This is a genomic window from Algoriphagus aquimarinus (genome assembly GCF_900112005.1).
Classification (GTDB): Bacteria; Bacteroidota; Bacteroidia; order Cytophagales; family Cyclobacteriaceae; genus Algoriphagus; species Algoriphagus aquimarinus.
In genome coordinates this window covers 20,307-33,642 of sequence record NZ_FOKK01000024.1, presented here as the reverse complement: position 1 = coordinate 33,642, position 13,336 = coordinate 20,307, and the positions used below count along the sequence as shown (strand labels likewise).

Here is a 13,336-nt window from a genome sequence, read left to right as displayed (position 1 = left end):
CTAATAAACCAATTTACAATGTCAAAAACTTATTTCTCTTCAATTGATAAAATCCCTTTCGAAGGTAAAGACAGTGATAATCCACTAGCTTTTAGATTTTACGACGAAAACCGTATCATCGCTGGCAAAACTATGAAGGAGCACTTCAGGTTTTCCATAGCATATTGGCATTCCTTCTGTGGAACAGGTGGAGATCCATTTGGACCAGGTACCATCGTACATCCTTGGGATGCTGCGGCCGACCCTATCCAAAGAGCCAAAGACAAAATGGATGCTGCATTTGAGTTCATTACCAAAATCGGTGCACCATACTATTGTTTCCATGATATTGACCTAATTGACGAAGGTCCTACTTTGGGTGAGTATGAGAAAAGAATGCAGATCATCACCGAATATGCTAAGCAAAAGCAAGCAGATACTGGCGTGAAATTGCTTTGGGGAACGGCTAACGTGTTTAGTAATCCTCGATACATGAACGGAGCGTCTACCAATCCTGATTTCAATGTAGTATCATGGGCAGGCACTCAAGTGAAAAATGCTATTGATTCAACTATTGCCTTGAATGGTGAGAATTATGTGTTCTGGGGTGGTCGCGAAGGTTACATGTCTTTATTGAATACGGACATGAAGCGTGAGACTGAGCATTTAGCTCAATTCCTAACCATGGCACGTGACTATGCTAGAAAGAATGGTTTCAAAGGAACGTTCTTCATCGAGCCTAAGCCAATGGAGCCAACTAAACACCAGTATGATTATGATTCTGCTACGGTAATTGGTTTCTTGAAACAGCATGGACTTGATAAAGATTTCAAATTGAATATCGAAGTAAACCATGCTACGTTGGCAGGACATACCTTCCAGCATGAGCTTCAAGTATGTGCCGATGCTGGTATGCTTGGAAGTATCGATGCTAACAGAGGTGATTACCAAAACGGATGGGATACGGATCAGTTTGCGATGAACTTGCAGGAAATGACCGAAGCTATGTTGGTGATATTGACATCAGCAGGAATCCAAGGTGGTGGAGTGAACTTTGATGCAAAAATCAGAAGAAACTCAACTGACATGGATGATCTATTCCTAGCACATATCGGAAGCATGGATACATTTGCGAGAGGTATGTTGATCGCTCAGGATATACTGGACAAGTCTGATTACCTAGAAAGAAGAAAAAATCGCTATGCGAGCTTTGATTCTGGAAAAGGTAAGTCATTCGAAACAGGAAACCTTACCCTTGAGGATCTGAGAAATCATGCAGCAGAAGTAGGAGAGCCTATTCAAACTAGTGGCAAGCAAGAGTACTTTGAAAATCTATTGAATAGATTTATCTAAGCATCTTTTATAAATAAATTTTAAAAGTCCGGTTGAGATTCCTCAATCGGACTTTTTTAATGAAAAATTTTTCGATCATTCGTTAAATATCAAAACAGAAATGAGATGTTACCTTTAATTCTCATAATTTGGCATTTATAGTTACTGGTGTATGAAAGGTTATGTGGTAAGAGGAATTTCTTGTTTGCTGTTACTTTGGGCTGGTACAGTTTTGGGCCAAAGTGAAGTAGAAAAGCTGGTGTTTCGAAATCTAGACGAAAGTCTAGGTTTATCCAATTCCAATATCCTAAGTATGGTCCGAGATGCCGATGGCATGATGTGGTATGGCACTGCCTATGGTTTATATAGATACGACGGCACACGCATTAAGATTTTTTTGAATACTAAGGACTCCACGTCCATATCCCACAATAATATCCTCAAGATGTATGTTGGACCCAATGATAAGCTTTGGGTTAAGAACGTAAATGGGGTGTTTGATATTTATAACCCTGAAAATGAGCATTTCTCGAGAGGCATTTCTATTTATTCACCTACCTACCATCTAGCTTCTGATTCGGTAGGAATGCTGATGAAAGATCGTCAAAATAGGTTTTGGTTTACACATCCAGCCAAAGGAATCAGTATTTATGACGAAGCCAGTGGAGAAACGGTATATGTGCAGAAAACCAATGGGAAAGGCAGTCTTTTTTCTAATCAAATCGCAGCAATAGCTGAAGCCCCTGATGGGTTGATTTGGGTAGTTCACCGTTCTGGAGTTATCGATCTACTTGATCCAAATCGCCTGATTGTGACCAAGACCTTGAGACTTCCAAAGGAGGAAATACCTGCTTCAGCAACTTATGAAATCATGATTGATTCAGATGGTGACGCATGGTTGTTTGATCCTGAGAGAAATCTGGGGGTTTTTCGAGTAGATGGGTTTACTCATCAAACCGAGGTAAATCAGGAAGAGCGTGGGAAATACTGGCTGAATAACAACATGGTAAAAGCTATCGTGGAGGCTAAAAAGGGGCAGATTTGGCTTGGTACGGATCACGGAGGAATAAATGTGCTCGATAAAACTACGGGCAGCGTCACGTACTTAAATGGCGACAATGTACATGATAGCTCTATGCCGCACAATGTTATCTATTCTTTGTATAAAGACAATGAAGATATCATCTGGGTTGGAACTCATAAAAAAGGTGTAGCCTATTATCATCAAGGCTTGTTGCGATTCTCCCATGTGCGAAAAAACTTTGCAGACAAGAATTCACTGCCCTTCAATGATGTGAATGCTTTTGCAGAAGATAGTTTGGGCAATCTATACATAGGTACTAATGGTGGCGGGCTCTATTATCACAATAGAAAAACTAACACCTATAAACATTACAAACATAACCCTGACAACAAGAACAGTTTAACTGGCGACGTCATCGTGGATTTGTTGCTTGATCACAAAGGGGTTTTGTGGATAGGCACCTATTTGAATGGCTTGGGTAGCTTTGATGGAAAGGATTTTACAAATTATCAATACCGGCCAGGAGATCCTTCAGGAATTGCTGGACCTAGTATTTGGAAAATATTCGAAGACAGTACTGGGAAAATATGGATAGGTACGTTGCGCTCTGGCATTTCTATGCTCGATAAGGATAGAAAGGAATTCCATAATTATCCCGCGGGAAGTGCTCCTTTTTTTTACCAATAACCAGTATATCACTGGCTTTGCGGAAGATCGATCAGGGAATATCTGGGTTTCTGGTGGCAGTGGCCTGAATATGCTGAACTACGAAACTGGTCAAAATGCTTTTTATTCAGAAACACAAGGAAATGGGCTGGTGGACGCTAATACCACCGATTTATTCATGGATGAAGAGGGAGTATTGTGGGTTACTGCATTGAGCGGTCTGTACTATTTTAATACTTCTGATAGCTCCTTTGTACATTATGGAGAGGAGGAAGGATTACCTACTTCATACCTTGTTGATTTGCTCGAGGACGATGATAGCAATCTTTGGATTAGCTCCCAGATGGGGTTGATCTATGCAGAGATTAATAGAAACGTAAATCCATTCACCATTACCTTCCAGAATTTTGATCAGAAAGATGGTCTCCAAGCTGCCCTTTTCAATAAAAACGCGGCATTAAAAACAAGCAAGGATGAATTCATTTTTGGAGGGCCAAATGGTTACAATATTTTCAAATCTGAGAATTTTGCTTTTGAAAGAAATAATCCAGCGGTAGTTTTTACAGATTTCCAACTTTTCAACGAAGAAGTGAAGGTGGGAGAGAAGGTGAGTAACCGAGTTCTGCTTTCAAAGTCTTTGGATAAAATGGATCAGCTAGTGCTGAAACATGATGAGAATATTTTCTCTATTGGTTTCAGCGCTTTGAATTTTCTGTACCCAGAAAAGAACAAATACCGCTATAAACTTCTAGGATTCAATGATGATTGGATATACCTGAATGACGATCTGGCAAAAGTGACTTTCACTAACCTTGACCCGGGTAATTACACATTGGTAGTACAACCAGGGACGGTTTTGGATGGTTGGAGTTTGTATGAATACAAATTGGACATTAAGATTCTAGCTCCATTTTGGAAGACTCCAATCGCTTATTTCTTGTATTTCATGGCGATTCTAGCCATTATATTTTATTTCAGAAATCAACTCCTATCCAGACAACGGGAAAAATTTGATCGTGAAGAAGCTATTCGTGAGTCCAAGCGTGTGCAGGAGTTGGATCGCTTGAAGACCAAGTTTTTCACCAATCTAAGTCACGAATTCAGAACCCCACTTTCTTTGATTCTGACTCCAACGGAGCACCTGATTTCTGAGACTGAAAACTCAGGCCTATTAAGTCAATACAAGATTATTCAGCGAAATGCCAGACGCTTGCTTAAGTTGATCAATCAGTTGCTGGATGTGAAAAATGTAGAAAATGGTGGCTTAGCTTTCCATCCTTCCGAAGGAGACGTGGTTCAATTCATCAAGGACTGTGTAGCTGATTTCCATGAGCTTTCAGAGAATAAGCATATCCATTTGAATTTTGAAACAAATACCCATGGGCAGCAGGCAATTTTTGATCCTGACAAGTTGGAGAAAGTCCTTTTCAATTTGCTTTCCAATGCTTTCAAATTCACACAGGAAGATGGAGCGATCACAGTTACGCTAGAACTTCAGCAGGAAAATGAGGAAAAGGGGATTTTGATTTTATCTGTTTCAGATACTGGAGTAGGAATTTCTAAGGAGGATCAGCATAAGATTTTCGAGAGATTCTATACGACTGAGGGTCACAAGCAGCAGCTGAATCAAGGTAGCGGCATAGGTTTGTCGTTGGTTCAGGATTTCGCCAGAGTAATGAAAGGTGAAATCACAGTAGAGAGTGAGCCGGGTATGGGTTCTGTCTTCAGTCTGAGTATTCCTTTGGTGTTGATTATACCGGAAAACTGGGAAGAAGATGAGGAGGATTTTGTACAGGAAGCAAATGATTTGAAGGAAGTGATTCTTATCGCTGAGGATCATGTTGAGTTCAGAAATTATTTGAAAGATTGCCTTTCTGAGACGTATCATGTGCTCACTGCTACAAATGGGCTTCAAGGTTGGGAACTAGCCCAGCAACATATTCCAGACTTGATTATATCTGATTTGATGATGCCACAGATGGATGGCAAAGAATTTTGCCAGAAAGTAAAAGGTGATATCAAAACTTCACATATACCTGTGATCTTGCTTACAGCCAAAAAATCTGAGGAGACGATGGTTCAGGGATTAGATAGTGGATGTAATCTTTACCTTACCAAACCGTTCAATTTGGAGATTTTACAACTTAGCATCAAGAATCTCCTACGTGAGCGAAATGTGATCCAAGAGCAAAACCGTAACAAAATCCAAATCAATGCTTCCCAAGTGAAGGTGACTTCCTTGGATGATCAGCTGATCCAAAAAGCTGTGGCATTGGTAGAAAAGCATATGGAAGATCCTCAGTTTTCTGTAGAATTCCTGAGTAAGGAATTGGGGATGAGTAGAGTTCACTTGTACAAAAAGCTCCAGTCTATTACTGGTAAAAGTCCAATTGAATTTATCCGTTTGATAAGATTGAAGCGAGCTTCACAGCTTTTGGCTAAAAGTCAGCTCAACATCTCCGAGATCGCTTACATGGTGGGCTACAATAACGCTAAGTATTTTGCGAAGCATTTCAAAGCTGAATTCTCTATGCTTCCTTCTGAATATGCAGCGAGACAGCAAGAAATAGCTGCAGAGTAATATTTTTTCTCTCCATTTAACGAACCTTACCCTAATCGGAAACAATTGATACCCGAGTTTGAATTTCTGTTGGTGTAAAATTGGTAACTCAATTAACACACCCACAGAATGAAAAGACTTTTAGTCATTGCATGTCTGATTCTATCCTCATGTACGGAAGCATCAGCTCCTGATCCAGTTACAATACCACCAGTTTCTACTCCTGATCCAGTCGGTGAAGTCAAATACTTTGGCCAGCTAAAAGTAACCGATGGGAAACTGACAGATAGTGAAGGTAATGCTGTAATGCTCCGTGGAGTAAGCTTCGGCTGGCATAATTGGTGGCCAAGATTTTACAATACATCCGCAGTGAAGTTCCTTAAAAGCGACTGGAATGCCAATTTGGTACGTGCAGCGATGGGAGTAGATCCATCAGGAGCCTATTTAGAAAATCCGGAATTTGCTATAGAGAAAATCAAAGCTGTAGTAGATGCTGCGATCGCCGAGAATATGTATGTGATCATAGACTGGCATAGCCATGAGTTATATCCTGAGCAGGCAAAGGCATTTTTTGTGGAAATGGCTAAGACGTATGGTGACAGTCCACATGTAATCTATGAGCTTTTCAACGAGCCTGATTACGAAACCTGGGAAGAGGTAAAAGCTTATAGCGAGGAGATCATCACCGAAATCAGAAAGTACGATCCAGATAATTTGATTCTCGTTGGCTCGCCTACTTGGAGTCAAGATATACATCTGGTGGCTCAGAATCCTATCCTCAATCAGACGAACATCATGTATGTATTGCATTTCTATGCGGCTACTCACAAGGACTACTTGAGAGATAGAGCAGAGAAAGCTTTCCAGGATGGCTTACCACTCTTCGTTACAGAATGTGCAGGTATGCAAGCGACTGGCGATGGAGCCATTGATACCGCATCTTGGACTGCTTGGCTTAGTTGGATGGAGAGTAGAAAAATCTCTTTTGCCGCGTGGTCTATTGCTGATAAGGAGGAGTCTTGTTCCATGCTTTTGCCAGCGGCTTCATCAGAAGGAAACTGGACTGATTCTCAGGTCAAACCATGGGGAGAAGTAGTCAAAGGAGCACTCGAAAAGAATCTACAGTAAGTAGCTGGGAAGAATTTCAAAAGTATTTCTCTTTTTTTTAGGCTTTTTCTCCTGAATGCAAAGGAAAGAAATTATGTAAACCCTTCTATTTCAATCGATTTCATAGGGGTTAACATTTGATACCCCTATTCAAAACATTTGAATACCCTCCCACGAGATTACTAAAACTACATTTATTCGGATCAAAGCAATAAACCCAAAAATCTGATCCTATTCTTTTCAAATTGATTTCTACAGATCTCAATCTCTGCCGAAAATGCAAGTTCGGTGCAAGGAATATTTCTCAGTTTTTGGTGTTAATCGTACTGATATTTTTCTAACAAAAACCCAAACTGAATGCAACAAATCCACTTAAGAAAAACAACAAGAACAACCTCGGGAAAATCTTTTCCTGCTCATAACCTATATACCAATTTCTTACAATTAAACCCCTCATGATGAAAAAACTATTACCACTTTGGCTTATGCTTCTGGTAGGTATGGTTCAAGCTCAGGTCACGGTCAAAGGAACCGTGAACGCTGCTGGCGATGGACTATCACTCCCGGGAGTAACAGTGCTGGTGAAAGGAACCACTACTGGTGTAGCAACTGAAGTAGATGGAACGTATTCGATTACTGTTCCTTCTTCGCAATCCATCCTAGTTTATAGCTTCATTGGCTATAAGGCTCAGGAAATCGTGGTAGGTAACCAATCCACAATTAACGTCACTATGCAAGAAGACATGTCTTCTTTGGACGAAGTAGTTGTAGTTGGTTATGGTACCATGAAAAAACGTGATATGTCCAGTGCACAGGTGTCTGTGACTGCTGAAGATATAGAGCGTACGGTCAATACGACTGTTGAGCAAGCTCTTCAAGGTCGTGCTGCAGGTGTATATGTCACTCAAAACACCGGTGCTCCGGGAGGAGGTATCTCTGTAAATATCCGAGGTGTCAACTCCATTGGCGGTACTAACCAACCTCTGTATGTAATTGATGGAGTTCAAATTCAGCCTGCTGCTGTATCCTATGGTAACACTTCTTCGACTAATCCACTAGCGGGTCTTAACCCAAGTGATATCGAGTCTATGGAAGTTTTGCAAGGTCCTTCCGCAACTGCGATATATGGCTCTAGAGGTACTAACGGTGTGATTATGATCACTACCAAGAGAGGTAAAAGTGGTGATACTAAAATCACTTATAACTTCCTCTACACACTTCAGGATAAGCCTGAAAACTTAGAAGTAATGTCATTAAGCCAGTACGCGACGATGACTAATGATATCCGCGAAATCACTGGTGGTGAGCCTCCAGCAGCTTTCCTAGATCCTACACTTTTGGGAGCAGGTACTAACTGGCAGGACGCGCTTTTCAAAACTGCGCCTTTGAACAAACATAATATCACGCTTAGTGGTGGAGATGAAAAGACTAAATTTTACATCTCTGGTGAATACTTCAATCAGGAAGGTGTAGCGATTGGATCTTCCTTTGATCGTTATTCAATCCGAACAAACATTGATAACCAGACTAGAAAATGGTTGAAGCTTGGTTTGAACCTACAGCTTTTCCACACGGATGAGCAATTGGCTACAGGTAGCTCTGATGTAATCAACAATGCTATTCAAATGGCACCAAATGTACCAGTAACAAATCCTGATGGATCTTGGGGTGGTGCGGATCCTGTGAACGGTTCAAGCTTGCAGTTTACTCCAGCTAACCCGATCGCTTTGGCTAATCTATTGGATAGAAACTACAAAAGAAGAGGTGCTCAAGGTGGATTCAATGTAGAAATTGATATCGTTAAAGGTTTGAAGTTCCGTACCATGGTGAACACAAACATTAACTATAACAACGGTCACTTCTTTACTCCAACTTACACGCTGGGTGTAGTGACGAATGACACGAATTCACTTACACAGGAATCTAGTAATAGCTTCTATTGGAACTGGAATCAGATGTTGACTTATAGCGCAGTTTGGGGCAAGCATGCTTTGGACTTAATGGCCAGCCATGAAGCTCAAGAATCTCAGTATGAATTCTTACGAGGTGCTAGAGTGAATTTCCCTTCCAATGACCTGCAGCAGCTTGGTCTTGGTTCTGCTCAAGGTGCTACCAATAGTGGTGGGGCCAATCAGTGGGCAATGGAATCATACTTTGCGAGAGCAAATTACACTTTCAATGAAAAATACATTCTTTTAGCTGCTTTCAGAGCTGATGGCTCGGCAAACTTTGGTCCTGAAAACAGATGGGGTTATTTCCCTTCCGTTTCGGCAGCATGGAGAGTTTCTGAGGAAACTTTCTTGCAGAATGCTACTTGGTTAGACGAATTTAAAATCAGATTTGAAACTGGTCTTACTGGTAACCAAGGTGACGCAAACGCAATCTATGCGCCACTTAGCTCACCAAGTATCCCCACGCCATGGGGTGGTGGTTTCCTAGTTTCTCGATTTGGTAATCCAAACTTGAAGTGGGAAGAAACTTCTACTGTCAACCTTGGTTTCAATTTGAATATCCTCAACAACAGAATTCAAATTGAGGGTGATTTCTACCTGAAGAAAACTGAGAACTTGCTTTTGCCTAATCCACTGCCTTGGTACATGGGTACATCTGCAGAAGGAAGCATTGGAACTCCTACAGTGAACATTGGTGCTTTGCAAAACAAAGGTTATGGCATCACTATTAATACCATCAACATTGATAACAGAGCTAGCGGATTCTCTTGGAGCTCTAACTACAACTTCTCTGGATTCAAAACTGAAGTGACCAAATTCTTCTCTGAGACTGCGTTCATCGATCGTACAGCTTGGTGGTTGAATAACTTCACCGCAAGAGCTCAGCCAGGTCAAGCACCTTGGTTGTTTTACGGCTATCAGGCTGATGGCTTATTCCAGTCAATTGAGGACGTAGAATCTAGCCCAAGACCTGTAGATAATTCAGGTAATCCACTTCCAGTAGGTGTGGACGGTATCTATGTAGGTGATGTCAAGTATAAGGATCTGAATGATGATGGTGTAATCGATGAGAGAGATCAGACATTCATTGGTAATCCATGGCCAAAATTCACTTTCGGTATGACGCAGCAGTTCTCTTACAAAGGTATTTCACTAGATGTATTGTTTACAGGAGCTCTTGGTGTAGATATCTACAACTACAACAGATTCCTAAATATCAATCCTAACAACGTGAATTTGGGTAGAAACATGCTTTTGGAAACTTATGATTATGCTAGAGTTGAAATGGACCAAACGGGCAACCCATTCATAGCCAATGCAGGTACAGAAGTGCCAAGACTCACAGGAACTGACTTGAATGGTAACGGAACAAGAATCTCTGACAAATTCGTAGAGGACGGTTCTTATGTAAGAGTGAAAAACATCAACCTTTCCTATGTAGTCCCTACTGAATTGCTAGGAAAGCAAAATGTAGTGAGAGGTCTGAAGCTAGCAGTTGGTGTACAGAATGCATTCACATTTACGAAGTATAAAGGATATGATCCTGAAGTAGGTGCATCAGTAGGTAACAACGTATCAGCTGGAAACCAATTGATCGGTGTTGACTACGGCAGATATCCTCAGACGAGAATGTACACATTCAGCTTAGGTGTTGACTTCTAATCCAAAAATTATACAAACATGACAACAAACACAAAATTCCAAAAATTAGTCCTTGGAGCTGCTTTGCTACTTGGAGGAATGGTGAGCTGTTCAGAAGATTTCTTGGATAGACCCCCATTGGACGCGATTGTAGATGCTAACTTCTACAAAACTGATGATCAGATTTTGGCAGCATCAGCACCGCTATATAACATGGTATGGTTTGCTTACAATGATAAAGCAAGTCATGGTATTGGAGATGCTAGAGGAGGAACATTGACCTCTGGATCTTATCAACTAGAAAACGTACGATTCAACACTACTGGAGAAACTGCAGAAAATGGTGCCTCTTGGAGAGCATTCTATAACGTAGTCGCTCAGTCTAATTCATTGATCAATAACATCAATGCATATGCTGGTGAAGAAGTAACAGATCGTATCAAAAATCACGGTATTGCAGAAGGTAGATTCATGCGTGGACTAGCTTACTCTTACTTGGTTCAAAACTGGGGTCCAGTTCCAATTATCACGAACAACACGGCTCTTTTGCAGGATACTACTATTGCTAGAAATACAGAAGAAACTGTGTGGCAATTTATCATCAAGGATTTCCGCTATGCAGTGGAAAATCTCCCTGAAAATTCTGTTCTAAAGGGTCGTTTGACTAAGTGGTCTGCAGAAGGTATGTTGGCCAAAATGTACCTGACTAAAGCAGGTGTTTCTGGAAGCAGAAATCAAAGTGACTTGGATTCTGCAGCATATTTTGCAAAAAGAGTTATTGACAATAGCGGAGCATCATTGATGCCTGAATATGAAGACCTATTCAAAACTGCAAATAACAATAACGTAGAAACACTGGCTGCACTTCAGTGGGTGTATAACGCTGGGCAAGCTGGCCAATGGGGTGCCCAAAACTCAGTTCAGGCTTTCCTTGCTTTTGGATCTGAAATCACTGGTTTCGGTGACGGATGGGGTGGAGATATCGGAGCTTCTAAGTGGATGCTAGATATGTATGATGACCTAGTATTTGACAAAAGAAGAAAAGGTAGTTTCATGTTCCCGGGAGAGCACTATTCTTACATTACTCAAGTTCCTCCTGGAGGATCTGCTCAGCCACTAGAAGTGCCTGCACGTAGCCTTGATGGCAGTAGAGCATATAATTCTAGAGCTTGGGTGAAAAAGTATGTGGTAGGAAGACCTGAAGATAACGATGGTAAAGTCGTTCAGCAGGGTACTGAGATCAATACTTACATTCTTCGATTAGCTGATGTTTACTTGACCTATGCTGAGGCTGTTTTGGACAAAAATCCTGGTGAAGCTTTGAAGTATGTCAATCTAGTCAGAAAGAGAGCTGGTGTAAATGCACTGACTTCTGTCACTTGGCAAGATGTTTTCGAAGAGCGAATCAAGGAGTTTGCTATGGAAGGCCAAGCTTGGTATGAGTTTACCAAATTGGAATATTATGATCCAGCTAAGGCTTACAGCATTCTATCTAACCAAGATCGTGGAACGTTCAGAATCTATGCTGATCAGATTCCTGATCCAACGTTGTGGGAAATCGAAATTCCAGAAAGTGACACTTCTCCAAGATTCTTTACTGTGAGCGAATCTAACTTCAAGATTCCAATTCCTTCTTCGGAGTTGTCAAGAGCACCAAACTTGAGAAAGCCTGCTGTACCGTATGATTTCTCAGCAGATAATTGATTTGTGGACTTACATTGAAATGCTAAACATATGAACATCATAAAAAATATAAGATCCTCACACTCAATCCTTGTAGCTTCTGCGCTAGTAATGGTGCTTGCACTTGGAGCATGTAAGGAGGAGGACGAAATAAACGTAGGACCGCCAACTATTGAGCGTGTTCGAAATACTGATCCAAGTACAGCAGATAGTGCATTTACCTCTGCTACGCTAGGTAGTACTATTGCTATTTTGGGTAATAATCTTTTGGGTACGCAGCAAGTGTATTTGAATGATTATCCACTTGGAGTGAACACTGCCTATGTGACTAACAATACGGTGATCGTGACTGTAGGAGATTCAGTTCCTACTGTAGCAACTAATCCTAATGTGCCAAATACCTTGAGGTTGGTAAACAAATCAGGTGAAGCAATCATAGAATTCCAGACGCTTCCTCCAGCTCCTCAGGTGCTTCAAGTGAAAAACCAGTATGTAAAAGCTGGTGATGATCTTACACTTCTTGGAAGGTATTTCTACTTTGTAGATACTGTTTATTTCCCAGGTGAAGATGTGTACGTGACTTCAGGATTTACTACTAATGCTGCTGGATCTACACTTTCAGTGAAGGTGCCAGATAATCTAGATTTCTCAGAAGGTCAATCTATCAGAGTAGTGACCAAATCAGGAGGATCTGCTACTAATAGAAACACGCAGATCTATGCTGAGAAAGGTATGGTTGCTGATTTCGATACTAATGGTGCACTTTCGTGGCCATGGGATTGGGGATGGGGCATATCAGGCGATATGATCAAACCTTCTCAGCCAGGTATATCTAGTTTGGAAGGTAGTTTCGCTGGAATGAATCAAGCTTTTCCATCTGGTTATGGCTGGAACAACGATAAAGTAATCAACCTAGCAAACTGGGGTGGCGTACAAATCTTCCCTGTAGGTGAAGGTTATGAGCCAGGTACTCCGGCAACTAATTTTGATATACGCTTTGAAGTTGCGATCAATACTTCTGCTTCTATAGCAGGGCTAGAAATGCAAATTTGGTATCCAGATAGCCAAGGAAACGAGTTGAGCTATAACATCCCGATGAGTGATTTTATCAAAACTACCGATGGTAGCTGGTACACCTTGTCTGCTAATATGACAAGGCTTACCAATGGTTCCACCAGACTAAATACTTATGGAGATTTCTTGAAGGGCGACGGTTCCGCAAAACAACTAAGATTGGTGGTCACCAACACTACTTCGAATGATATCCAGGCAGTTCTAGGCGTGGATAATGTTAGAGTGATTAGAGCAGTTAATTAAAAAGTACAGCATAAGAGGTTTATTAATCTGATCTCCGGGGTGAAGCGTTTTACCTCGGAGATTTTTTCTAAAACC

Annotated in this window: 7 protein-coding genes; all 7 read left to right on the top strand. The window is 41.1% G+C overall.

Annotated elements, in window-relative coordinates; translation table 11 throughout:
• The first annotated feature begins 18 nt into the window (after positions 1 to 18).
• The 7 genes from xylA to BM291_RS20185 all read left to right on the top strand — a co-directional run bounded on the left by xylA (position 19) and on the right by BM291_RS20185 (position 13,261).
• The gene (xylA, locus tag BM291_RS20215; protein WP_092901249.1) at positions 19 to 1,332 is read left to right on the top strand and encodes a xylose isomerase; all 1,314 of its coding nucleotides are present in this window, start codon (positions 19 to 21) and stop codon (positions 1,330 to 1,332) included.
• Positions 1,333 to 1,483: 151 nt separating this feature from the next.
• Positions 1,484 to 3,022 carry a ligand-binding sensor domain-containing protein gene (locus tag BM291_RS20210; RefSeq protein WP_092901246.1) on the top strand — a complete coding sequence of 513 codons (1,539 nt, stop codon included), beginning with the start codon at positions 1,484 to 1,486 and terminating at the stop codon, positions 3,020 to 3,022.
• Positions 3,000 to 5,582 carry a hybrid sensor histidine kinase/response regulator transcription factor gene (locus BM291_RS20205; protein WP_092901243.1) on the top strand — a complete coding sequence of 861 codons (2,583 nt, stop codon included), beginning with the start codon at positions 3,000 to 3,002 and terminating at the stop codon, positions 5,580 to 5,582. Before BM291_RS20210 ends, BM291_RS20205 begins: the two co-directional genes overlap by 23 nt.
• A gap of 108 nt (positions 5,583 to 5,690) precedes the next feature.
• Positions 5,691 to 6,689: a glycoside hydrolase family 5 protein gene (locus BM291_RS20200; protein WP_092901240.1), complete on the top strand. Its 999-nt coding sequence runs from the start codon at positions 5,691 to 5,693 to the stop codon at positions 6,687 to 6,689.
• A 437-nt stretch (positions 6,690 to 7,126) separates the two neighbouring features.
• On the top strand, positions 7,127 to 10,282 hold the full coding sequence (locus BM291_RS20195) for a SusC/RagA family TonB-linked outer membrane protein (protein ID WP_092901288.1): 3,156 nt from the start codon (positions 7,127 to 7,129) through the stop codon (positions 10,280 to 10,282).
• Between the two features lie 18 nt (positions 10,283 to 10,300).
• Positions 10,301 to 11,965, top strand: coding sequence for a RagB/SusD family nutrient uptake outer membrane protein (locus tag BM291_RS20190; protein ID WP_092901237.1), 1,665 nt, complete (start codon positions 10,301 to 10,303; stop codon positions 11,963 to 11,965).
• 30 nt (positions 11,966 to 11,995) lie between these two features.
• On the top strand, positions 11,996 to 13,261 hold the full coding sequence (locus BM291_RS20185) for a glycan-binding surface protein (protein WP_245786932.1): 1,266 nt from the start codon (positions 11,996 to 11,998) through the stop codon (positions 13,259 to 13,261).
• The last annotated feature ends 75 nt before the right edge of the window (positions 13,262 to 13,336 follow it).

Excerpts from the sequence above, each read along its gene's own strand:
- BM291_RS20190 (WP_092901237.1), top strand. The coding sequence starts at position 10,301 with ATGACAACAAACACAAAATTCCAAAAATTAGTCCTTGGAGCTGCTTTG.
- BM291_RS20200 (WP_092901240.1), top strand. The coding sequence starts at position 5,691 with ATGAAAAGACTTTTAGTCATTGCATGTCTGATTCTATCCTCATGTACG.
- xylA (WP_092901249.1), top strand. The coding sequence starts at position 19 with ATGTCAAAAACTTATTTCTCTTCAATTGATAAAATCCCTTTCGAAGGT.
- BM291_RS20195 (WP_092901288.1), top strand. The coding sequence starts at position 7,127 with ATGAAAAAACTATTACCACTTTGGCTTATGCTTCTGGTAGGTATGGTT.
- BM291_RS20210 (WP_092901246.1), top strand. The coding sequence starts at position 1,484 with ATGAAAGGTTATGTGGTAAGAGGAATTTCTTGTTTGCTGTTACTTTGG.
- BM291_RS20185 (WP_245786932.1), top strand. The coding sequence starts at position 11,996 with ATGAACATCATAAAAAATATAAGATCCTCACACTCAATCCTTGTAGCT.